General features: G+C 63.5%; 18 protein-coding genes and 1 riboswitch. Of the genes, 6 read left to right on the top strand and 12 right to left on the bottom strand.

The genetic code is table 11. From position 1 onward, the window contains the following. The first annotated feature begins 6 nt into the window (after positions 1-6). Positions 7-2,013 carry an aldo/keto reductase gene (locus AC2YI2_RS23645; RefSeq protein ID WP_487388962.1) on the top strand — a complete coding sequence of 669 codons (2,007 nt, stop codon included), beginning with the start codon at positions 7-9 and terminating at the stop codon, positions 2,011-2,013. A gap of 172 nt (positions 2,014-2,185) precedes the next feature. Here the strand turns inward: AC2YI2_RS23645 and AC2YI2_RS23640 are convergent, their stop codons facing one another. The 3 genes from AC2YI2_RS23640 to AC2YI2_RS23630 form a co-directional block, all read right to left on the bottom strand. Beyond that, positions 2,186-3,265 carry an AbrB family transcriptional regulator gene (locus AC2YI2_RS23640; protein ID WP_487388961.1) on the bottom strand — a complete coding sequence of 360 codons (1,080 nt, stop codon included), beginning with the start codon at positions 3,263-3,265 and terminating at the stop codon, positions 2,186-2,188. Positions 3,266-3,389: 124 nt separating this feature from the next. Next, on the bottom strand, positions 3,390-4,196 hold the full coding sequence (locus tag AC2YI2_RS23635) for a DUF72 domain-containing protein (protein ID WP_487388960.1): 807 nt from the start codon (positions 4,194-4,196) through the stop codon (positions 3,390-3,392). A 147-nt stretch (positions 4,197-4,343) separates the two neighbouring features. After that, complete coding sequence (locus AC2YI2_RS23630; RefSeq protein WP_487388959.1) at positions 4,344-4,592, bottom strand: hypothetical protein; 249 nt, start codon at positions 4,590-4,592, stop codon at positions 4,344-4,346. Positions 4,593-4,887: 295 nt separating this feature from the next. Here AC2YI2_RS23630 and metH point away from each other — a divergent pair, with 295 nt between their 5' ends. Then, positions 4,888-8,655, top strand: a complete 3,768-nt coding sequence (metH, locus tag AC2YI2_RS23625; protein WP_487388958.1) for a methionine synthase — start codon at positions 4,888-4,890, stop codon at positions 8,653-8,655. 3 nt (positions 8,656-8,658) lie between these two features. Here the strand turns inward: metH and AC2YI2_RS23620 are convergent, their stop codons facing one another. Continuing rightward, positions 8,659-9,048 (bottom strand): GFA family protein, encoded by a 390-nt coding sequence (locus AC2YI2_RS23620; protein WP_487388957.1) that lies wholly within the window; start codon positions 9,046-9,048, stop codon positions 8,659-8,661. Between the two features lie 209 nt (positions 9,049-9,257). On the opposite strand from AC2YI2_RS23620, the gene AC2YI2_RS23615 reads away from it, so the two are divergent. Next, positions 9,258-10,043 (top strand): SDR family NAD(P)-dependent oxidoreductase, encoded by a 786-nt coding sequence (locus AC2YI2_RS23615; protein ID WP_487388956.1) that lies wholly within the window; start codon positions 9,258-9,260, stop codon positions 10,041-10,043. Here the strand turns inward: AC2YI2_RS23615 and AC2YI2_RS23610 are convergent. Further along, the gene (locus tag AC2YI2_RS23610) at positions 10,040-11,200 is read right to left on the bottom strand and encodes an amidohydrolase (protein WP_487388955.1); all 1,161 of its coding nucleotides are present in this window, start codon (positions 11,198-11,200) and stop codon (positions 10,040-10,042) included. The two genes, AC2YI2_RS23615 and AC2YI2_RS23610, sit on opposite strands and share 4 nt — an antisense overlap. Further along, entirely contained in the window at positions 11,197-12,408 is a 1,212-nt protein-coding gene (locus AC2YI2_RS23605; RefSeq protein ID WP_487388954.1) for a diaminopropionate ammonia-lyase, read from the bottom strand. The genes AC2YI2_RS23610 and AC2YI2_RS23605 overlap by 4 nt, the downstream gene beginning before the upstream one ends. A 101-nt stretch (positions 12,409-12,509) precedes the next feature. Here AC2YI2_RS23605 and AC2YI2_RS23600 point away from each other — a divergent pair, with 101 nt between their 5' ends. The 3 genes from AC2YI2_RS23600 to AC2YI2_RS23590 all read left to right on the top strand — a co-directional run bounded on the left by AC2YI2_RS23600 (position 12,510) and on the right by AC2YI2_RS23590 (position 15,819). Next, the gene (locus tag AC2YI2_RS23600) at positions 12,510-12,989 is read left to right on the top strand and encodes an Lrp/AsnC family transcriptional regulator (RefSeq protein ID WP_487388953.1); all 480 of its coding nucleotides are present in this window, start codon (positions 12,510-12,512) and stop codon (positions 12,987-12,989) included. An 86-nt stretch (positions 12,990-13,075) separates the two neighbouring features. Continuing rightward, positions 13,076-13,297: riboswitch (cobalamin riboswitch) on the top strand. Between the two features lie 121 nt (positions 13,298-13,418). After that, positions 13,419-14,666, top strand: coding sequence for an aromatic ring-hydroxylating oxygenase subunit alpha (locus AC2YI2_RS23595; RefSeq protein WP_487388952.1), 1,248 nt, complete (start codon positions 13,419-13,421; stop codon positions 14,664-14,666). 97 nt (positions 14,667-14,763) lie between these two features. Beyond that, positions 14,764-15,819 (top strand): FAD-binding oxidoreductase, encoded by a 1,056-nt coding sequence (locus tag AC2YI2_RS23590; protein ID WP_487389086.1) that lies wholly within the window; start codon positions 14,764-14,766, stop codon positions 15,817-15,819. A 187-nt stretch (positions 15,820-16,006) separates the two neighbouring features. Here AC2YI2_RS23590 and AC2YI2_RS23585 read toward each other — a convergent pair whose 3' ends face one another. The 6 genes from AC2YI2_RS23585 to AC2YI2_RS23560 all read right to left on the bottom strand — a co-directional run bounded on the left by AC2YI2_RS23585 (position 16,007) and on the right by AC2YI2_RS23560 (position 21,854). Beyond that, positions 16,007-17,089: an ABC transporter ATP-binding protein gene (locus tag AC2YI2_RS23585; protein ID WP_487388951.1), complete on the bottom strand. Its 1,083-nt coding sequence runs from the start codon at positions 17,087-17,089 to the stop codon at positions 16,007-16,009. Continuing rightward, positions 17,086-17,886, bottom strand: a complete 801-nt coding sequence (locus AC2YI2_RS23580; protein ID WP_487388950.1) for an ABC transporter permease — start codon at positions 17,884-17,886, stop codon at positions 17,086-17,088. The genes AC2YI2_RS23585 and AC2YI2_RS23580 overlap by 4 nt, the downstream gene beginning before the upstream one ends. A 3-nt stretch (positions 17,887-17,889) precedes the next feature. Then, positions 17,890-18,747 carry an ABC transporter permease gene (locus tag AC2YI2_RS23575; RefSeq protein WP_487388949.1) on the bottom strand — a complete coding sequence of 286 codons (858 nt, stop codon included), beginning with the start codon at positions 18,745-18,747 and terminating at the stop codon, positions 17,890-17,892. A gap of 265 nt (positions 18,748-19,012) precedes the next feature. Next, the gene (locus tag AC2YI2_RS23570) at positions 19,013-20,023 is read right to left on the bottom strand and encodes an ABC transporter substrate-binding protein (RefSeq protein WP_487388948.1); all 1,011 of its coding nucleotides are present in this window, start codon (positions 20,021-20,023) and stop codon (positions 19,013-19,015) included. Between the two features lie 32 nt (positions 20,024-20,055). After that, complete coding sequence (locus AC2YI2_RS23565) at positions 20,056-20,385, bottom strand: NIPSNAP family protein (protein WP_487388947.1); 330 nt, start codon at positions 20,383-20,385, stop codon at positions 20,056-20,058. A gap of 5 nt (positions 20,386-20,390) precedes the next feature. Further along, on the bottom strand, positions 20,391-21,854 hold the full coding sequence (locus AC2YI2_RS23560; protein WP_487388946.1) for an aldehyde dehydrogenase: 1,464 nt from the start codon (positions 21,852-21,854) through the stop codon (positions 20,391-20,393).

Genomic DNA, 21,854 nt, shown 5'->3' with positions numbered 1-21,854 from the left:
AAGACCATGAACGGCACGAAACCGGTCAATTGGGGAATCGTTGGCCCCGGCACCATCGCCCGCACGTTCGCCGGCGGCATCGCCCATTCGCGCACGGGTAAGCTCGTCGCCATTGGAACGCGTGATCCGAACAAGCCGGGCCTTGCCGAACAGTTTCCCGGAGCGCGCATCGTCGCCGGCTATCAGGCCCTGATCGACGATGCAGAGGTCGAGGCGATCTATGTCGCGACCCCGCATATCGGTCATGCCGAATGGGCGATCAAGGCGATCCGCGCGGGCAAGCATGTGCTGGTGGAGAAGCCGATCGCACTCTCGTCGCACCAGGCCGAGGCGATCTATCACGAGGCGCACAAGGCCGAAGTCTTCGCCGGCGAGGCGTATATGTACCGGCTGCATCCGCAGACAGCGAAGCTGGTCGAACTGGTGCAGTCCGGTGCCATCGGCGATGTCAGGCTGATCAAATCGAGCTTCGGCTTCGACATGGGCTCGGTGAAAGCGAACCACCGTCTCTTCGCCAATGATCTCGCCGGCGGCGGCATCCTCGATGTCGGCGGCTACCCCGTGTCCATGGCACGGCTGATCGCCGGCGCCGCGCAGGGCAAGCCTTTCGCCGACCCCGACAAGGTCTATGGCGTCGGCCATCTCGGCGAGACCGGTGCCGACGAATGGGCCTCGGCGCTCCTGCAGTTCCCGGGCGGCATCATCGCCGAAGTCTCCTGCTCGATCATGGCCAAGCAGGACAATGTGCTGCGCATCATCGGCTCCAGGGGCCGGATCGAGGTCGCCGACTTCTGGTTCGCCTCGGGCCATCAGGGCGGGATCGGCAAGATCGAGTTGATCCGCAACGACGGCACGCAGGAGACAGTCGAAATCAGGGAAGATAGCTGGCTATATTCCTTCGAGGTCGATGCCGCGGGCGAGGCAATCCGTGCCGGCCGCATGGAATTCACCACGCCGGGCATGTCCTGGGCCGATTCCATCGCCAATCTTCGCGTCATGGATCAATGGCGCGCCGCCGTCGGCCTGACCTACGAAATCGAGACGGCACCGCGCCTTAATGCGAACCTCGTCGGCGAACCGGTAAAGGCTGGCTCTGCCGTGCCGAAACGTTCGATTCCCGGCCTCGACAAACAGACCTCCGTCGTGGCGCTCGGCTTTGAGTTCTTTAACCGTTTTGCGGATGCATCGCTGACGATGGATCGCTTCTGGGAAGCGGGCGGCAACCTGTTCGACACGGCGTGGGTCTATGGTCGCGGCAAGACCGAAGAGGTCTTCGGCGACTGGCATACGAGCCGTGCGATCCCGCGCGAGGAGGTCGTTCTGATCGGCAAGGGTGCGCATTCGCCGCTCGTCTATCCCGACCAGATCGGCAAACAGCTCACGGAGTCTCTCGCGCGGCTGAAGACAGACTATGTCGACGTCTACTTCATGCATCGCGACAATCCCGAAGTGCCGGTCGGCGAGTTTGTTGACGCCATGGACGCTGAGGTGAAGGCCGGCCGCATCCGCGGTCCCTTTGGTGGGTCCAACTGGTCGCGGGAACGCCTCGCCGCCGCTATCCGCTATGCCGAGGCAAACGACAAGACGGCGCCGTCGGCGATGTCCAACAACTTCTCGCTCGCCGAGATGATAAGCCCGGTCTGGGACGGCTGCGTCGCCGCCTCCGACGATGACTGGAAAGACTGGCTGAAAGCCCACCAAATCACCAATTTCGCCTGGTCGAGCCAGGGCCGCGGCTTCTTCACAGATCATGCCGGCCGCGACAAGCTCGACAACGAGGAACTGGTGCGCTGCTGGTACAGCGACCGCAATTTCGGCCGCCGCGACCGGGCGATCGAGCTGGCCGAGAGCCTCGGCCGCAAGCCGATCCATATCGCCCTCGCCTATGTGCTGGCCCAGCAGTTTCCGGTCATTCCGCTGATCGGCCCGCGCAATGTCGCGGAGTTGGAGGACAGCCTTTCGGCGCTCGATATTCGGCTGACGCCCGATGAGGTGAAGTGGCTGGAGGGGTGAAGGCTCGCTTCCGCTTCTCCCCTTGGGGAGAAGGTGGCCCGCAGGGCCGGATGAGGGGTTCTCAAAAGCGTAGTGGAAGAGGATGAGAACCCCTCATCGCCTCGCTACGCTCGGCACTTCTCCCCAAGGGGAGAAGCGGGCCTGCAGCATGCGCGTCACTTCAACCGAGATCCTAACCCAGCGGCGCCCGCGTCGCGTCCTTCAGCCCCGACCACTTGACCACCAGCCGCGCAAGCGCCGGCCCCGCGATCAGGATCACCAGGAAACGCCCGAGTTGCATGGCCATCACGAAGGGCACGTCGACATCGACAGAAGCCGAGATGATGGCGACGGAATCGGCGCCGCCGGGGCTGGTGGCGAGATAGGCCGTCAGCGGATCGATGCCGGCGAAATAGACGAGGCCGGCCGCAAACGTGCCGCAGATCGCGATCAGCGCCAGGATCGAGGCCAGCACGCGCGGGAAGGCACGCGTCGCGTGCCTGAGGATAGGTCGGGTAAAGCGCGAGCCGATTGTCCAGCCGACCATGGCGTAGGAGATTGCCAGCAACCATGGCGGCAGCTCCATCTTCATCACGCCCGTGTTCAAGAACACGATGCCCACCAGCATCGGCAGCAGGAACATGCCCGATGGAATCCTGCGCCAATAGGTCAGGGCATAGCTGACTGATATCAGCGCCAGCGTCGCTGCGAACCAGAACCAGTCGACGGGCGGGAACCACACGGTCGCGTGCCGGGGCGCACCCGTGTGGCCGACCCAGATCGCGGCGATGCTGGAGGCCACGACAGAGACGCAGACGACGCGCAGATACTGCATGAAGGCCACGAGCCGCATGTCGGCGCCAAAGGATTCCGCCATCAGCGTCATCGCCGAAGCGGCGCCGGGAAACGAGCCCCAGATCGCCGTCGTGCCGGGCAGGATCTGGAATCGTGCGAGCAGCCAGCCCATGATGCAGGCCGCGACGATCGCCGAGCCGATGCCGGCGATGAAGATCGGCCAGTCCTTCGCCAGTTCGCCGAGAATGGAGATCGGGATCGAAGCGGCGATCATGCAGCCGATCACACCCTGGGCCAGCGAAAAAGCCGCTGGGGGCACAGCCACATTCTTCTCGAAGCCGGCGAAGACGATGGCCGCGAGCATCGGGCCGAGCAGCAGGGTCGCCGGCATGCCGATCAATTCGAAGAAGGCAACAAAAGCCGCCGACAGCGCGAGCACCCCGGCCCAGCGCAGCGCCTGAACGCCGGCACGACTCATCAGGACATCGCCTTGTCGAAGGTGGGATCTCGCATCGGGTTCCGCCGGAAGGTGGCGCGAGACGGGTGCCCACGCCTTAAGTGGTCGGTCGACCAGATAGACCCATCCAGCCCTACGGGCAACCCTATTTCAGCCGTTCGATCAGCGCCATGGCAGCGGCCGGGTTCAATTCCTTGTGTCCGCTGATGACGTAGAGATAGACGTCGCGCGGCGTCTTCGTGGCCTCGTTATCCGAAGCAATCTTGAGATCGTCCGGGGCCCCGCCCGCGGCATAGGCTTGCGCCCGCTTTGCCCAGGCATCGAGCTCGGCTTCTGAATAGCCTTTCTTGTGCTTCTCGTCGGTGCCCATGATGCGGAGATAGATGAAATCCGCGGTCGGGTCGGCGATCTGCGGGAACTTCGAGTCGCCCGCGGTGATCACGGCGACATTGTGCTTGCGGGCAAGCTCGATGAAATCCGGCGCGACAAAACTGTCGTTGCGCACCTCGACGGAGTGTTTGAGCCTCCGCCCTTCGACCGTCTCGGGCAGGAAATTCAGGAAGGCCTCGAAATCCCCGGGCTCGAACTTCTTGGTTTCCATGAATTGCCAGTTGATCGGCCCAAGCTTGTCCTTGAGCTCGAGGATACCGCTTCCAATAAAGCGCTCGACCGACTCCTTGGCCAGCGCCAGTTCCTTGCGGTTGGTGGTGAAGCGTGAGCCCTTGAGCGAGAAGACGAAATTTTCCGGTGTCTCGTCATGCCATTTGCGGAAGCTTTCGGGCTTCTGCGAGCCGTAATAGGTGCCGTTGATCTCGATCGAGGTCAGGTTCTGACTGGCATATTCCAGCTCGCGCTTCTGCGGCAGCTTGTCGGGATAAAAGGTGCCGCGCCACGGCTCGAAGGTCCAGCCGCCGATTCCGACATAGATGTTTCCGCTCTTGCTACCAGCCATCGTCCTGCCTCCATTTTTGCCCGAACCTTAGTCCGGCATAGCGGATTGGCAACCCGATTTCGTCAGTGGCTGGAGCCATTGGAGCAAAACGCAAAACGGACCACGTGGGAAACCCACGGGCCGACGGGTCTACTGGAGAGCTGAGGCTTACTCGGAATAGGACAGGTACAGGCTCTCGACGGCGCTCGAAGTCGAAGCGTCGTCTTCGGTGCCGCGCTGGATGGCCCAGAGGGCTTCTGCGAGGGACGAACTGAGGACCGTCTGGCTACCGGTGATCGCGTCGTCGCGACGGTTGATCACCTCTTCCTCGGTCTGTTCAGTCGGAGCAATGCGGCGGTCGTAGACGTAGGTCTTCGGCGCATTCTCATAACTATGCAGGCTTGAAGAGATTTGCATGGTTCTGGCCGATTGTGAGTACTGTTAAGAAAGAATTAACCCTCGAACCTTGTGCGAGGCTGATTTGGTTGCGATGGCGGATGGCCGCTGCTGCCTTAGCGCGAGCTGCAGTGCAGCATTCGGTGGAAATCAGCCATTCTCTTGCGGAACTTCGGCGATCTCTTTTAGGTCTGGCCGGTCATCGACAAGGCCGCAATCCCGCGCCAGCTCCAGCGGAACATTGTCTGGTTGCGACGTCGCGGAAATTAATATAAACACATAACGATATCTTTATGCGATTTCTGCGGAGGCCGACATGGATGAACTCTTCGGAGAGGTCAGGGACAATTCCCGCGACCCGCGTCAGGAACTGCTCGCTGCTGCGCGCGAGCGAATTCTTGTTCTCGACGGTGCCATGGGCACCCAGATCCAGGGCCTCGGTTTCGATGAGGACCATTTCCGCGGCAATCGCTTCGGTGGCTGTACCTGCCACCAGCAGGGCAACAACGACCTCCTGATCCTCACCCAGCCGGCGGCGATCGAGGAGATCCATTTCCAGTATGCCATGGCCGGCGCCGATATCGTCGAGACCAACACCTTCTCATCGACCGCCATCGCCCAGGCCGATTACGCCATGGAGAACATGGTCTATGAGCTGAACCGAGATGGCGCGCGGCTGGTGAAGCGCGCGCTGCGCCGGGCCGAGCAGATCGACGGCAAGCGCCGCTTTGTTGCCGGCGCGCTCGGTCCGACCAACCGCACCGCTTCGATCTCGCCCGACGTCAACAATCCGGGCTACCGAGCCGTCACCTTCGATGATCTCAGGCTGGCTTATGGCGAACAGCTGCGCGGCCTGATCGATGGCGGTGCCGACCTGATCCTGATCGAGACGATCTTCGATACGCTCAACGCCAAGGCCGCGATCTTCGCCTGCCTCGAGATCTTCGAGGAAAAAGGTGTCGACCTGCCGATCATGATCTCGGGCACGATCACCGATCTCTCCGGCCGCACGCTATCCGGCCAGACCCCGACCGCCTTCTGGCATTCCGTGCGGCATGCCCGGCCGCTGACCATCGGCCTCAATTGCGCGCTCGGCGCCGACGCGATGCGGCCGCATCTGGAGGAACTGTCTTCCGCCGCCGACACGCTGACCTGCGCCTATCCCAATGCCGGTTTGCCCAACGCTTTCGGCCGGTACGACGAAAGCCCCGACGACATGGCCCGGCAGATCGAGGAATTCGCCAAAAGCGGCTTGGTCAACGTCGTCGGAGGCTGCTGCGGCTCGACGCCGGAGCATATCCGCGCCATCGCCGACGCCGTCGCCAAATACCCGCCGCGCGCGATCCCGGAACAGCCTGTCCTGATGAAGCTCTCTGGGCTCGAACCATTCACGCTCACCAAGGAGATCCCCTTCGTCAATGTCGGCGAGCGCACCAATGTCACGGGCTCGGCCAAGTTCCGCAAACTGATCACGGCGGGCGATTATGCTGCCGCGCTCGGTGTCGCCCGCGACCAGGTCGAGAACGGTGCCCAGATCATCGACATCAACATGGACGAGGGCCTGATCGACTCGCAGCAGGCGATGGTCGAGTTCCTCAACCTGATCGCCGCCGAGCCGGACATTGCCCGGGTGCCGGTCATGATCGACTCCTCGAAATGGGAGATCATCGAGGCGGGCCTCAAATGTGTGCAGGGCAAGCCGCTGGTCAACTCGATCTCGATGAAGGAGGGCGAGGAGGCCTTCCTTCATCACGCGAAACTCGTGCGCGCCTATGGCGCGGCCGTCGTGGTCATGGCTTTCGACGAGCAAGGACAGGCCGATACCCATGCCCGCAAGGTCGAGATCTGCACCCGCGCCTACAAGCTGCTGACCGAGAAGGCGGGTTTCGCGCCCGAGGACATCATCTTCGACCCGAACATCTTCGCCGTCGCGACCGGCATCGAGGAGCACAACAATTACGGCGTCGATTTCATCAACGCGACGCGCGACATCATCGCCAACCTGCCGCATGTCCACATTTCCGGCGGCGTCTCCAACCTGTCCTTCTCCTTCCGCGGTAACGAGCCGGTGCGCGAGGCGATGCATGCGGTGTTTCTCTACCACTGCATCCAGGCCGGCATGGACATGGGCATCGTCAATGCCGGCCAGCTGGCCGTCTACGACCAGATCGAGCCGGATCTGCGCGAGGCCTGCGAGGACGTGGTGCTCAATCGCCGCGCCGACGCGACCGAGCGCCTGCTCGACATTGCCGAACGCTTCAAGGGCGCCGCGGGCAAGGAAGCAAAGGAGCGTGACTTGAAATGGCGCGATTGGCCGGTCGAGAAGCGGCTCGAACACGCGCTGGTCAACGGCATCACCGAATTCATCGACATCGATACCGAAGAGGCACGGCAGAACGTCGAACGGCCGTTGCATGTCATAGAAGGCCCGCTGATGGCGGGCATGAATGTCGTCGGCGACCTGTTTGGCGCGGGCAAGATGTTCCTGCCGCAGGTCGTCAAGTCGGCCCGCGTGATGAAGCAGGCCGTCGCCCTGCTGCTGCCCTACATGGAGGCCGAGAAGGCAGCCAATGCCGCCAAGGGCATCATCGGCGAACGGCAGACGGCGGGCAAGATCCTGATGGCCACCGTCAAGGGCGACGTCCATGACATCGGCAAGAACATCGTCGGCGTCGTGCTCGCCTGCAACAATTACGAGATCATCGACCTCGGCGTCATGGTGCCGGCGACGAAGATCCTGGAGACCGCCAGGACCGAGAAGGTCGATATCATCGGCCTCTCAGGTCTCATCACGCCCTCACTCGACGAGATGGTGCATGTGGCGGGCGAGATGGAGCGGCAAGGTTTCGATATCCCGCTGCTGATCGGCGGCGCCACCACGTCGCGCGTCCATACCGCTGTGAAGATTCACCCGCGCTACGAGGCGGGGCAGGCGATCTATGTGACCGACGCCTCGCGAGCCGTCGGCGTGGTCGGCAGCCTGCTGAGTGCGGAGATGAAGCCCGCCTATGTCGAGACTGTGCGCGCGGAATACCGCAAGGTCGCGGATGCCCATCACAAGGCCGAGTCCGCCAAGCAGCGCGTCAGCCTTGCGGCCGCCCGCGCCAATGCCCACAGGATCGACTGGGCAAACTATCAGCCGCCGAAGCCATCCTTCCTTGGTACAAAAGTCGTCGAGACCTGGGCCCTCGCCGACCTTGCGCGCTATATCGACTGGACGCCCTTCTTCCAGACGTGGGAACTCAAGGGCCGCTATCCGCAGATCCTCGAGGATGAGAAGCAGGGTGCTGCCGCCCGCCAGTTGTTCGAGGACGCACAGGCGATGCTGCAGCAAATTATTGAGGAAAAGTGGTTCGCGCCGAAAGCCGTGATCGGATTGTGGCCGGCCAATGCCGTCGGCGATGACATCCGCCTCTTCACGGATGAAGCCCGCACGGCCGAACTCGCCACCTTCTTCACACTGCGCCAGCAGCTCTCCAAGCGCGACGGCAAGGCCAATGTCGCGCTCGCGGATTTCGTAGCACCACTCTCGTCGGGAAAGCGCGATTATATCGGCGGTTTCGTCGTCACGGCGGGCATCGAGGAGGTGGCGATATCAGAGCGCTTCGAGCGCGCCAACGACGACTATTCCTCGATCATGGTCAAGGCGCTGGCCGACCGCTTCGCAGAAGCTTTTGCCGAGCGCATGCATGAAGTGGTGCGGAAGGACTATTGGGGATACGCACCAGATGAGAATCTTGCGCCAGAAGACCTGATCGGCGAGCCCTATCAGGGCATCCGTCCTGCGCCGGGTTATCCCGCCCAGCCCGACCATACCGAGAAGGCCACGCTGTTCCGGCTGCTCGATGCCGAACGCAATTCCGGCGTCACGCTGACGGAGAGCTACGCCATGTGGCCGGGCTCGTCGGTCTCCGGCCTCTATCTCAGCCATCCCGAAAGCTATTATTTCGGCGTCGCCAAGGTCGAGCGCGACCAGGTCGAGGACTATGCCAGGCGCAAGACCATGGCCGTCACGGAGGTCGAACGCTGGCTCGGCCCCGTGCTCAACTATGTGCCGGCGCCATCAGCCGAAGCTGCGGAATAGAGGCTATTTGAGCGTCGCCTGCTCGATGCATTCGATCGCGGGCAGGTCGTAATAGTCGCCCGCCGACTCGGCATAGAGCTGGCTCTCCATCTTGAGACCGGTCGGCCCGTCGAGCCCACCGGCATGGATCGAGACATGGTCCCCGCCATGCTTGCGCCAGAAGAGGTTGCTGCCACAGGTCGGACAGAAGCCGCGTTCGGCGACGTCGGACGACCGGTACCAGGTCAGTTCGCCCGTGATCTCCATGTCGCTGGCCAGCGCCTGCGTCGCCGCCACATAATGACCCGACGCCTTGCGGCACTGGTTGCAGTGACAGGCCACGACCGGGCGCAAATCACCCGAGATCCTGTAAGTAATTTTGCCGCAGAGACAGCTGCCGCCAATATCCGCCATGAAATCCTCCATCCACTACATAGGCAGGCTAGGGCGGCAGCAATCGGAAGTCTGTCATCGGAACGACGTGGGAAGTCGAATGCGGATCCGGCGGTGCCGCGGGTCAGCTGAAAAATCTTGAACTTTTCCGCGCGTCGCTGTCGGATCGGACTCGGCTCGCTCGTCGCTCACTGGGCCGGGGCGTTCGGCCGGCAGACAGGGAGAGATGCATGTTGCTCAAGGACAGGACGGCGATTGTCTATGGCGGAAGCGGCGCGGTCGGAGGCGCCGTGGCGAAAGCCTTCGCGCGCGAAGGCGCCCGGGTCTTCATCGCGGCGCGCGGCCGGGATGGACTGGAGGCTGTGGCGCAAGAGATCCGCGGGCAGGGCGGAAGGGCCGAGGTCGCGCCGGTCGATGCGACGGACCAGCAGGCGGTCGAGGCGCATCTTGCCGAGATCGCCCAGAAGGCTGGCCCGGTGAAGATCATGTTCAACGCCGTGGAATGGGGCGACACCCAGGGCGCGGAGCTCACCGACATGACGCTGGAGCGCCTGATGCTGCCGATCCGGACGTCGCTGACGAGCTGGTTCTACACCGGCACGGCTGTCGCCCGTCACATGGCCCGGAATGGCGGCGGTGCCATCGTCGGCATCACCGCCAATGCGGCACGCGAGGCCTATTCTCATGTCGGCGGCTTCGGTATTGCCTGCGCCGCGGTCGAACATTTCCTGCGACAGCTTGCGGTCGAGAACGGGCCGATGGGCGTGCGCGTCACATGGGTCCGCTCGCCGGGCTCACCCGATGCGCCCGGTGTCCGCGAGGCCTGGATGCTGCGGGCCGAAGAGCAGGGCGTTACCTTCGAGGACGTCCATCGGGAATTCGCCAGGAACACGCCGCTCCGCCGCATCACGGCGCTCGCTCAGGTCGCTGACGCCGCGGTGCTGATGGCGAGCGACCTGGCCGCCGGCATGACGGCGACTGTCGCCAACGCAACGGGCGGCGCGCAAGTCGACTAGGTGACGGGCAACCGCCGGCGCACGATCGCGGCGTGAAAATTCATGCCGTGCATAAGGCCGTCATCGTTGAAATCATAGCTCGAATTGTGCAGCGGCGCCGAATCCTCGCCATTGCCGAGGAAGGCAAAGCAGCCGGGCACGTGGTCTAGGAAGCGGGCGAAATCCTCCGAGCCGGTCATCGGTTCGGCAGCGAGACCGACATTCTCTGCCGGCAGGAAGGTGCGCGCGGCGGCGAAGACCTCCTCGACGAGCTCGGCGTCGTTCATCAGCGGCACGAATTCGCGGCTATAGGTCACCTCGGCCGTCACATTATGCGCCAGCGCCGTGCCTTCGGCGATAACACGCATCTGCTTCTCGATTTCCGCACTCACCTCGGGCCGGAAGCTGCGGGCATCGCCGAGGATTCGCGCCAGGCCGGGCAGCGCATTGCGCGTGCCGTCGGTGATTAGTTCGGTCACCGAGACCACACCGATATCCGTCGGGCTCAGCCGCCGTGACACGATCGTCTGCAGGTTGGTGACCACAGCGCAGGCGGCGACCAGTACCTCGTTGCCCCAATGCGGCCGGGCCGCATGCCCGCCAACGCCGCGCAGCACGATCTCGAAATTGTCCTCCGCCGACATGAAGGAGCCCGGCTTGGTCTCGAAGCGGCCGACCGGCAGGCCGGGCATATTGTGCAGGCCATAGATCTCATCGAAGGGAAAGCGCTGAATCAGCCCGTCGTCGAGCATGGCCAGTGCACCCTTGCCCCATTCCTCCGCCGGCTGGAAGACGAAGCGCACGGTGCCATCGAAGCCGCCCTCGGCTGCCAAGAGCTGCGCTGCGCCCAGCAGCATGGTCGTATGCCCGTCATGGCCGCAAGCATGCATGGTGCCGGGGTTCTGCGAGCGATAGCCAAGCTCGCACTGTTCGGTGATCCTCAGCGCATCCATGTCGGCGCGGAGAGCAATAGCGCGATTGGAAGTCCCGCGCTTGAGCGTGCCGACCACGCCGGTGCCTCCGACGCCTTCGGCGACGTCATCCAGCCCGAATTCCCGCAGCTTCTCCGCCACGAAGGCGGCCGTCCGCTTCTCCTCGAAACCGAATTCTGGCTGGGCATGCAGGTCGTGGCGCCACATGATCAGGTCATGCTTGAGTCTGTCGATATCAATGGTCATGCCGGCGCGCCCTCCCGCTTGCGGGCCAGAACATCGGCCGGCGATTTGCCGACAAGTGCCGCATATTTGGCGGGGTCGGTGGCGCCCTCCGTATTGATCACGAAGACGGACGATGTGCCATTGAGCCCGAGTTTCAACCGGCAAACCGGATCCGCCGCTGCGCGCAGCAATCCGGCCAGCCCAACGCCGCCACTTTCGCCCGCCACGATGACGGGATCATTGCCGAGCGGATTGGCCAGCCGCCGCATGACATTGATCGCATCATCCTCGTCGACGGTCATGAAGCCATCGGCGACGCGGGCCAGGATGCGCCAGGCGACCAGCGACGGCTCGTAGCATTCCAGCATCGCCATTACGGTCGGCTCGCCATGCGGCACTTTCACCGGATGGCCGGCCCGGGCTGTCTCGACGATGCAGGCGGATCGGGCGGGATCGACGACGGTGAAGACCGGCCGCTTGTTGCCGAGCGCAATGGCGAGGTGTCCGGCGGCCGCGGCGGCAATGCCGCCGACGCCCGATTGCACGAAGACATGGGTCGGCGGCGCAGGCAGCGCACGCAGCGCCTCGCGGATGATCGCTGTGTAGCCCTGCATCACAAGGCCGGGGATCCGCTCATAACCAGGCCAGGACGTATCGGAGACGATGGTCCAGCCCTTCTCCCCGGCGACGCGTGCTGCCTCGCGCACCGAGTCGTCATAGGTCCCGGCGACGCGAATCATCTCTGCACCATAGCGGCCGATCGCGGCGACCCGCTCGTCGCTGACCCCGCCATGCACGAAGATTGCGGCCTTGGCGCCGACCAGTTGCGCGCCTTGCGCGACCGATCGCCCGTGATTGCCGTCGGTGGCGCAGGCGAAGGTCATGGCCTTGGCGATCGCCCGGATCTCCGGCGCGGAGAGTTCCGAGATATCGACGTTTCGGCCAAGCCTTCGCCCCGCCTCCTCCAGCACCAGCCGGATCACGGCATAGGAACCGCCCAGCGCCTTGAAACTGCCGAGCCCGAGCCGCCGGCCCTCGTCCTTGATGTGGATGGAGGCGACACCGATGCTCCGGGCCAGTGCAGGCAGGCCATGCAGCGGCGTCTCGGCATGGGTGTCGCGGAAACCGAGATAGCGCTCGACCTCCTTGGCGGCGGTGCTGCCGAGCGTTTCAGCGTCTTCCGGTGTCAGCGGCTTGCGATAGTCGGGGTTGGTGTTGCGCAGGAACATGATCGTCTCCTCTGATGTCCCTGAATATTATTGCAGGCGAGGCAAGATTTGCGCTCTATATTGGTCGTCACCATGCAAGTTTGTTTCGTGGATCGCCGCTCATGCGCAAGTTCGAGCTATCAGTCGCCCTCGATGAATTCGACCGCAAGATTCTCGCGATCCTGCAGCAGGACAACATGACGCCGCAGCGGACGATCGGCGAGGCGGTCAATCTCTCCGCTCCCGCGGTCCAGCGCCGGATCAAGCGGCTGACGGAGACCGGCGTCATCCAGGCCAATGTCGCGATCGTCGATCCTGAAGCCGTGGGCCAATCGATCACCATCTTCGTCGAGATCGAGGTCTTCAGCGAAACCGCGGAACAGATCGAGAGCGCCAAACGCGAATTCGCGAACACGCCCGAGATCCAGCAATGCTACTATGTCACCGGCGAGGCCGACTTCATCCTCGTCATCACAGTGCCCACCATGGCCGATTATGAAGTGCTCACCCGCCGCCTGTTCTTCGGCAACAATAATGTGAAGCGCTTCCGCACCTTCGTCGCCATGGATCGCGTCAAGATCGGGCTCGGCCTGCCGATCTAGCGCTTCTTTTTTGAACAGTTCGAAATTTTGTTTCCACACCGCCATGGCGATGTCGCAGATGATGTCGCCATGTCGCAATGACTATGGTTCAATTCCCCTCGTAAGGTGCCGGCCGCTTCGAGAGATGTGAGCCGGAGAATTGGGAAGCCGGTGGGATGCCGGCGCTGCCCCCGCAACGGTAGCGAAGTCAAAGCGCGATGGGAGTCCACTGGGCGTAATGCTTGGGAAGGAGTCGCGACGGGCCGGTCCGCATAGCTACGGACCTGCCGCTTCGAAGCCCGGAAACCAGCCTTGCCTATTGATACTCGACTGATCGCGGTGGGCGGTCGCGGGGCGGATGACCATTGCGACACGGGCGGAGACCCGGTTGCGCGATGTTCCATGCTCCCCCGAACCCTTTGGACCAGTCCCCTGGAAACGAGGACCGAAATGGATATTCGCGCAGATATGCTTAGCCGGCTGAACAACCGCAAACCCGGTTACAGCCTCGACCAGCCCTTCTATATCGATCCGGCTTTCCACCAGCTCGATCTCGAGCATATCTGGTACAAGGACTGGCTGTTCGTCGCCCACGATTGCGAAATCCCGAATGCCGGCAACTACACGACCGTTGAGGTCGGCGCCTATTCCGTCGTCCTCGTCCGCGGCCATGACGGCAAGATCAACGCGCTGCACAATTCCTGCCGCCATCGCGGCTCCCGCGTCTGCCAGGAACATCGCGGCAATGCCGCCAAGCTCGTCTGTCCTTATCACCAGTGGACCTACGATCTCGACGGCTCGCTGCTTTTCGCGCGCCAGATGGGCGACAATTTCGATGTGTCCGGCTTCAGCCTGAAGCCGGTCGCCTGCGAGAGCGCCGGCGGCTACATCTTCATCTGCCTTGCCGACGAACCGATGGATTTCGCGCCCTTCCGGGCGATGATGGAGCCCTATTTCCTGCCGCACCGCCTGCGCGACGCCAAGATCGCCTATGAGAGCACGATCATCGAGAAGGGCAACTGGAAGCTCGTCTGGGAAAACAACCGCGAATGCTACCATTGCGCCGGCAACCATCCGGAACTTTGCAAGACTTTCCCGGAAGCGCCGAGCGTAACCGGCGTGAACGGTGCTGCCGAGGATCCTGAAATCGCCGCGCATTGGGAAAAATGCGAGGCCGTCGGCCTGCCGAGCGCCTTCGTGATGGACGACGAGGGCCAGTTCCGCACCACCCGCGTGCCGTTGCTGCGCGACGCGATCAGCTACACGATCTCCGGCCGCAAGGCGGTGCAGATGCGCCTGTCGGACAATGTCAACATGGACCGCATCGGCACGCTGCTGCTGTTCCACTATCCGACGACCTGGAACCACGTGCTCTCCGACCACGCCATCACCTTCCGGGTGATGCCGCTCAGCGCAACCGAGACTGCGGTGACGACCAAATGGCTGGTCCACAAGGACGCCGTCGAGGGCATCGATTATCGCCTCGACGAACTCATCCATGTCTGGACCGAGACAAACGACCAGGACCGCCAGATCGTCGAGGAGAATGCCCGCGGCATCCATTCCCCGGCTTACCAGCCCGGCCCCTATTCGGAGATCCATGAAGGCGGTGTCGCCCAGTTCGTCGACTGGTATTCGAATTTCATGCAGGAACGCCTGACCGGCCAGAGCCGGCCGGCGCTGCGTTCCGTCGCCTGATCCGGAGACCGATGACATGAACATGATGGTGACGGGTCCAACGCTTGCCGGTCCAACGCTGGCCGGCACAGTGCCCGCGGCGCTGCCGCTCGACGAGATGAAGCCGTGGAATTCGGCGCGGCAGATGCTGGTCTGCACCAGCGTTGTCGACGAAGCCCCCGATGTGAAGACCTTCTCCTTCGCGGTCGAGGGCGGCGGCTGGTTCCGCTACATGCCGGGCCAGTTCATGACTGTCGAGCTCAGGGCCAAGGGCGGCGACCTGCATCGTACCTACACGATCTCGTCCTCGCCCTCGCGGCCCTATTCGATCTCGATCACCATCAAGGCACAGGTCAACAGCATCGGCACGCGCTGGATGTTTCACAATATCGTGCCCGGCGCGCGCCTGCGTGCCTATGGCCCGAGCGGGCATTTCACGCTCGCCCGCAATCCGGCGAAGAAATACCTCTTCATCTCCGCCGGTTCCGGCATCACGCCGATGATGTCGATGCTGCGCTGGCTCGCCGATTGCGATCCGAGCGCCGATGTCGCCTTCCTCAATTCGGCGCGCCGGCCGGAGGAGATCATTTTCCGCGACGAGCTCGAAATGCTGGCCCGTCGCATGCCGAACCTGTCGCTCGGCTTCCTGCCCGAGGCGCGCTCTGCGGCAGCGCCCTGGGGCGGACTGATGGGCCGCATCGATCGCAACAAGTTCGCGATGCTGGTGCCCGACTTCATGAACCGGGAGATCTTCTGCTGCGGTCCCGAGCCCTTCATGAAGGCCGTCAGCACCATTGCCCGCGCCGAAGGCTTCGACATGGGCCACTTTCACCAGGAAAGTTTTGGCGCGACCTCGATCGCCGAGGCGGTGCACAAGCAGGCGCCGGATGTCTCCGTGGACGGAACGAGCGCCGGCCTGACGGTCAGCTTCCTCGGATCGAACGAGAAGACCGCCTGTGTGCCCGGCCAGACCATCCTGGAGACAGCGCGCGCCGCCGGTGTCCGCATTCCCGCCGCCTGCGAGTCCGGCATCTGCGGCACCTGCAAGGTGCTCAAGCGCTCGGGCGACGTCGACATGCGCCACAATGGCGGCATCAGCGAGCAGGAAATTGCTGGCGGCTACGTGCTCGCCTGCTGCTCGCGACCACGCACGCCGGTCGAGGTCGAGGCCTGATCAGGCTACCGCTCGCGATTGGAGCGCTGACGGCCCGGCTCGCTCCCGCTTCTCCCCTTGGGGAGAAGATGCCCGAAGGGCAGATGAGGGGTTTTCAGCGGCAAACTCGACCTTGATGGGAACCCCTCATCCGGTCCTACGGACCACCTTCTCCCCAAGGGGAGAAGAGAGAGCACGCATCTCCTGATCACGCCGCTTCGGCGAAGGCATGCGCCATCGCCGGATTGAACCGCAGCGACACGGCCTGACCCGGCGCCAGGCCCGTCAGCGCGCCATGGCCGAAGGGCAGCCGCACCGAAAGCGGCGCGATGCCCGATGGCTCGACCATCACATGGATATTGTTGCCGAGGAAGGTGATGTCGCGCACTGTGCCATTGAGTTGGCCGGCCTGCGTGCCCGCTTCGAGCTCGATGCGCTCGGGCCGCAGCAACAGTGACGCACGGCCCCTGGCGACCGCGCCATGCAGCGGCACCCCCTCAACCACCACGCCGCCGGGCAGCGAAAGCTGTGCCTTGCCGGCACTGCTCGCCACCACATCCGCATCGATGAAATTGCTGTCACCGATGAAGCCGGCGACGAAGCGGGTCGTGGGATTGGCATAGAGTTCCGGGCCGGTGCCGATCTGGTCGATCTCGCCCTGGCTGAACACGGCGATGCGGTCGGAGAGCCGAAGCGCCTCCTCCTGGTCATGGGTGACATAGAGGATGGTCACGCCGGTCTCCTGGTGGATGCGGCGGATTTCGAACTGGATTTCCTCGCGCAGCTTCTTGTCGAGCGCCGAGAGCGGCTCGTCCATCAAGAGCACCGGCGGATTGTAGACCAGCGCGCGGGCAAGGGCGACGCGCTGCTGCTGGCCACCCGACATCAGAGCCGGCTTGCGGTCCTCGAAGCCTTCAAGCCGCACCAGCTTCAGCGCGGCCTTGACCCGCTCGGCGATCTCGGCCTGCGGACGGCGGCGGATGCGGAGCGGGAAGGCGACATTCTCGCCGACGGAAAGGTGCGGAAACAAAGTATAGCGCTGGAACACCATGCCGATGTTGCGCTTATGGGAGGGGATGCTGAGCAGGCTCTGGCCCTTGAGCAGAATATCGCCATCGGTCGGATCCTGGAAGCCGGCGAGGACGTAAAGCGTCGTCGATTTGCCCGAGCCCGAGGGTCCGAGAAAGGTCATGAACTCGCCCTCGGCGATATCCATTGTCACGCTCTTCACCGCGGTGACTGCGCCATAGACCTTGCTGATGCCGCGGATGCTGAGAAAGGCCTGGGTCATGATTTCTTTCCCTTGCGGAAGAGTGCGGCGAGAACCATCAGCAGGATGGTGAAGGCGATGAGCAGCGTGGAGGCGGCGGCGATCACGGGCGTCAGATCCTGTCGCAGGGTCGACCAGATCTTGACCGGCAATGTCTGGAGCGTGGGGCTTGCCATGAAGATCGCCAGCACCACCTCGTCCCATGAAGCGAGGAAGGAGAAGACCGCGGCGCCGAAAATGCCGTGGCTGATGGAGGGCACCGTGACACGCAAACGCGCTTCCCAGGGGCTCGCGCCGCAGAGGATCGCCGCATCCTCGATCGAACGGTCGAAACCCTCCAGCGCATTGCCGATCGAGATGATCGAGAAGGGCAGCGCGATCAGCAGGTGGGCGATGACGAAAGCGATCGTGGTGCCGGCCAATCCCAGCTTGAGGAAGAGCGCGTAAAGCGCCACCGCCAGCACCACGACGGGGAGAATCATAGGGGTCAGGAACAGCGCCCGCAGCGCGTCGCGCCCCGCGAAGGTACCGCGATTGAGGCCAAGCGCGGCGAGGAAGCCGATCACCACCGACAGCACGGTGACGATAGCAGCGATCTTGAGGCTGGTCAGCGCCGAATATAACCAGCGCGGATCGGCGAACAGGTCCTGATACCATTTGAAGGTCCAGGACGGTGGCGGAAAGATCAGCCATTGCGACGAGCCGAAGGACAGCGCGGCGATGAAGACGATCGGCAGGATCAGGAACAGGCAGACCGCGACGGTCAGCCCGATGAGAAAGATGCGAAGCCCGCCGAGCTTGTCGAAATCGAGCAGCATGGCCTACCTCGCCTTGTTGGGGTTGAAGTAGCGGAGCTGCACGGCATAAAGCGCGAGCGTGACCACCAGCAGAACCAGTGCCGCGGCTCCGCCCATGCCCCAGTTGACCAGCGACTGCACGAATTGGGCGACGAGTTCGGCCAGCATCATGTTCGCCGTGCCGCCGAGCAAAGCGGGGGTTACGAAATAGCCGAGCGACATGACGAAGACCATCAGCGCGCCGGCGGCGATGCCGGGCAGCGACAGCGGCAGCAGCACGCGGGTGAAGCATTGCAGCCTGGTGGCGCCGCAAAGCGCCGCAGCCCGCAGGATGGCGGGATCGATGGTGCGGATCACGCCCATCAGCGGCAGGATCACGAAGGGCAGCATGATATAGGTCATGCCGATGGTGACGCCGACGAGATTGTTGACCAGCGGCAGCGGCTGGTCGGTCAGGCCGAGGCCCATCAACGACTTGTTGATCACCCCGGTCCGCTGCAGCAGCACCATCCAGGCATAGGTCCGCGTTAGCAGGTTGGTCCACATCGACAGGATGATGATCGCCAGCACCAGCCGCGACCATTTCTCCGGCATGATTGCGAGCAGCCAGGCGACCGGATAGCCGATCACGATGGAGATCGCGGTCACCACGCCGGCGACAAGGAATGTGTTAAGGAAGATGCGGAGATAGGTGGTGGAGCCGAGCAGCGTCTTGTAGTTCTGAAGACCCAGTTCCGGCTCCAGCACGCTGCGCATCAACAGCATCAGCACCGGTATGATGAAGAAGATGACGACGAGGATCAGCGCCGGCAGGAGATAGGCAAAGCTGCCGCTCCGTCTCACTTTGGGCGCTCCCCCTCTTATCGCTGCCGATAGTGCCATGTCTTCGTTGTCCGGTTGGTGATGAATTCTTGCATGTCAGAGAATGTCTTGTGGCCCGCACGGCGCCGCGCCCGTAAAGCCTAGGCCATCGCATATGGATTTGCCGCGGCGGAGGTCCTCGCTCCCGCTTCTCCCCTTGGGGAGAAGGTGGCCCGAAGGGCCGGATGAGGGGTTCCCACAAATGCCGAGTATGCCTCTGGGAACCCCTCATCGCCTCGCTATGCTCGGCACTTCTCCCCAAGGGGAGAAGGGAGGCCGGCGCACCTCACTGTGCCTGCCAGGCGTACCACCGCGTCCCGATCTCGTCGCGATGCTGTGCCCAGTAGTTCATGTCGGCATTGACCTGGGTGTCGGCCTGCATGTCAGGCAGGGTCTGGCGCAGCGCGCCGTCCATCAGTTCGGTCGAGCCGAGATTAACAGGCGCATAGCCGGTCGCGGTGGCGAAACTCGCCTGCGAGGCGGCATCGGTGGCATGGGCGATGAACTTCATTGCCGCTTCCTTGTTCTTCGTGCCCTTCGGCACGACCAGCGAGTCGGCGGCGGTAATGTTGTTGGTCCAGGAGGTCTCGACGGTGACGCCCGTTGCCGCAAGCGCGGTCAGGCGGCCGTTCCAGAAGGAGCCGAAGCCCGCTTCGGCCGAAGCCAAGAGCTGCTGCGATTGCGCACCGCTATCCCACCAGATGATGTCGCCCTTGATCGTGTCGAGCTTCTTGAAGGCGCGGTCGAGATCGAGCGGATAGAGCTTGTCGGCCGGCACGCCGTCGGCGAGCAGTGCGGCTTCGATCACGCCCGGCGCGGACCACTTGTAGAAGGCGCGCTTGCCCGGGAATTTCGCGGTGTCGAACAGGTCGGCCCAGGTCTTGGGGCATTCCTTGACGGCGTCCTTGTTGCAGCCGATGACGAAGGAATAATAGAAGCTGCCGACCGAGAAGTCGGTCACGAAACGCGGGTCTAGCTTGGTCTTGTCGATGATCGAGAAGTCGAGCGGCTCGAGCAGGCCGAGCTTGCCGGCTTGCACCGCATAGTCGCCTTCGACGTCGACCACATCCCAGGTCACGTTGCCGGCTTCGACCATGGCCTTGATCTTGCCGTAGTCGGTCGGGCCGTCCTGGGTGACGGTGATCTTGCTCGCCTCGGTGAAGCCGTCTGCCCAATTGGCCTTCTGGGCATCCTGCGTGGTGCCGCCCCAGCTGGTGAACACCATATCCTCAGCTTGTGCCGCGCCGGCAAAGCCGATGGCGGCGGAGAAAAGAGCTGCTGCAATCCTGTTTTTCATGTTCCCTTGTCCTTGTTTTGGTCGTCGATGTCTCAGGCAGGCGTCGTCCCGCCGAGCGGCGAAAACGCCGCCGGCGACATGATCTTGTTGTCCGCAGTCACGATGAGATCGCGTATCCTGGGCAGGAAGGCCTGCCAGTCCGGATCGGCCGCAAGCCGCGCACGGCGGGCCTGGCGGTCATCCAGCGTCGAAAAGCCCCAGATATGGACGATCTCGTTTACCGGCCCGATCTCGGAGGAGAAGTAGCCGACCAGATTGCCGAGATGCTGTTTCTGGATGGCAATGGCTTCCTCGCCGACTACCCTCAGATATTCCGGGATGGCGCCGTTCTTCAGCCGGTAGGTGCGGATCTCGTAGAACATCGGCCTCACCGCATCACGAAGGGATCGGGAAACGGATCGTCCGATGTCCGCAGCCAGACGGTCTTGGTCTTGGTGTAATCGAGCGCCGCGGCCAGCCCACCCTCGCGGCCCTGGCCCGACTGGCCGTACCCGCCGAAAGGCGCGATGGGGGATACGGCGCGATAGGTGTTGACCCAGACGATGCCGGCGCGGATGCGCTTGACCATGCGATGCGCCCGGCCGAGGCTGCGGGTGAAGACGCCGGAGGCGAGGCCATAGGGCGTCGCATTGGCCAGCGCCACGGCTTCGTCCTCGGTCGTGAATGACAGCACCGACAGGACCGGCCCGAAGAGCTCCGTCGCTACCGAAGGCGCGTTGACGCCATCGCAATCGAGAATGGTCGGCAGGTAATAGAAGCCTTCTCCGTTGCCTGGACGGCCGCCGGTCACGAGTATCGCGCCTGCCTCGACCGAGGCGGCAACGACCTTCTCGATATGATCGCGCTGGCGCCGCGTGCAGAGCGGCCCGACCTCGGTCGCCATGTCGAGCGGCGTGCCGATCCGGATCGCTTCAGCCTTGGCCTTGAGCAGCGCGAGGAACTTGTCCTTGACCGAGGCCTCGATGATCAGCCGTGAGCCGGCAACGCAGCTCTGGCCCGTCGCCGCGAAGATGCCGGCGACCTGGGCATTAACGGCACTTTCGAGATTGGCATCGGCGAAGACGATGAACGGCGACTTGCCGCCAAGTTCGAGCGAAGTCGAGGCGAGGTTTTCCGCCGAATTCCGCACCACCTGAGCCGCGGTCGACGGGCCGCCGGTAAAGGCAATATGGGCAACGCCGGGATGCCGGGTCAGCGCGCTGCCGCAGGTTGGGCCGAAGCCGGTGATGACATTGACCACACCCTTGGGGAAACCGGCCTCATGCACCAGCCGGGCAAATTCCAGCATCGGCGCGGGACCATCCTCGGAGGCCTTGACCACAACTGTGCAGCCCGCCGCGAGCGCCGGACCGATCTTGACGGCCGCGAGAAAGAGCTGGCTGTTCCAGGGCACGATCGCCGCGACGACGCCGATTGGCTCGCGCCGGGTCCAGACCTCCATGTCGGCCTTGTCGATCGGCAGCGTCGCGCCTTCGATCTTGTCGGCCAGGCCGGCATAGTAGCGATAATAATCCGCGACATAGGCGATCTGCGCCGAGGTCTCGCGGATGATCTTGCCGGTATCGCGGGTTTCGAGCTCGGCGAGCCGGGGTGCATTGGCCTGCACGAGATCGGCCAGCTTGTAGAGCAGTTTTCCGCGCGCCGTCGCCGTCAGCGCCGGCCACGCTCCATTCCACAGCGCCTGTTCCGCCGCCTTCACCGCGCGGTCGACATCGGCCTCACGCGCCTCGGGCATCGAGGCCCAGCCCTTGCCGGTCGCGGGATCGATCGAGTCGAAGCGGGCAGAACCCGCCTCGAATATACCGTCTATATATTGCTCGAAGTTCTGCAT

Source organism: Rhizobium sp. SRI_017, assembly GCF_057586295.1.
This window is presented reverse-complemented; position numbering and strand designations above follow the sequence as displayed.

Coding starts and splice junctions, on each gene's coding strand:
- AC2YI2_RS23640 (WP_487388961.1), bottom strand. CDS start 3,265: ATGAGTCGTGCCGGCGTTCAGGCGCTGCGCTGGGCCGGGGTGCTCGCG.
- AC2YI2_RS23635 (WP_487388960.1), bottom strand. CDS start 4,196: ATGGCTGGTAGCAAGAGCGGAAACATCTATGTCGGAATCGGCGGCTGG.
- AC2YI2_RS23565 (WP_487388947.1), bottom strand. CDS start 20,385: ATGTTCTACGAGATCCGCACCTACCGGCTGAAGAACGGCGCCATCCCG.
- AC2YI2_RS23575 (WP_487388949.1), bottom strand. CDS start 18,747: ATGGCACTATCGGCAGCGATAAGAGGGGGAGCGCCCAAAGTGAGACGG.
- AC2YI2_RS23605 (WP_487388954.1), bottom strand. CDS start 12,408: ATGTTCCTGCGCAACACCAACCCCGACTATCGCAAGCCGCTGACACCG.
- AC2YI2_RS23560 (WP_487388946.1), bottom strand. CDS start 21,854: ATGCAGAACTTCGAGCAATATATAGACGGTATATTCGAGGCGGGTTCT.
- AC2YI2_RS23615 (WP_487388956.1), top strand. CDS start 9,258: ATGTTGCTCAAGGACAGGACGGCGATTGTCTATGGCGGAAGCGGCGCG.
- AC2YI2_RS23580 (WP_487388950.1), bottom strand. CDS start 17,886: ATGCTGCTCGATTTCGACAAGCTCGGCGGGCTTCGCATCTTTCTCATC.
- AC2YI2_RS23585 (WP_487388951.1), bottom strand. CDS start 17,089: ATGACCCAGGCCTTTCTCAGCATCCGCGGCATCAGCAAGGTCTATGGC.
- AC2YI2_RS23610 (WP_487388955.1), bottom strand. CDS start 11,200: ATGACCATTGATATCGACAGACTCAAGCATGACCTGATCATGTGGCGC.
- AC2YI2_RS23600 (WP_487388953.1), top strand. CDS start 12,510: ATGCGCAAGTTCGAGCTATCAGTCGCCCTCGATGAATTCGACCGCAAG.
- AC2YI2_RS23570 (WP_487388948.1), bottom strand. CDS start 20,023: ATGAAAAACAGGATTGCAGCAGCTCTTTTCTCCGCCGCCATCGGCTTT.
- AC2YI2_RS23595 (WP_487388952.1), top strand. CDS start 13,419: ATGGATATTCGCGCAGATATGCTTAGCCGGCTGAACAACCGCAAACCC.
- AC2YI2_RS23645 (WP_487388962.1), top strand. CDS start 7: ATGAACGGCACGAAACCGGTCAATTGGGGAATCGTTGGCCCCGGCACC.
- metH (WP_487388958.1), top strand. CDS start 4,888: ATGGATGAACTCTTCGGAGAGGTCAGGGACAATTCCCGCGACCCGCGT.
- AC2YI2_RS23590 (WP_487389086.1), top strand. CDS start 14,764: ATGAAGCCGTGGAATTCGGCGCGGCAGATGCTGGTCTGCACCAGCGTT.
- AC2YI2_RS23620 (WP_487388957.1), bottom strand. CDS start 9,048: ATGGCGGATATTGGCGGCAGCTGTCTCTGCGGCAAAATTACTTACAGG.
- AC2YI2_RS23630 (WP_487388959.1), bottom strand. CDS start 4,592: ATGCAAATCTCTTCAAGCCTGCATAGTTATGAGAATGCGCCGAAGACC.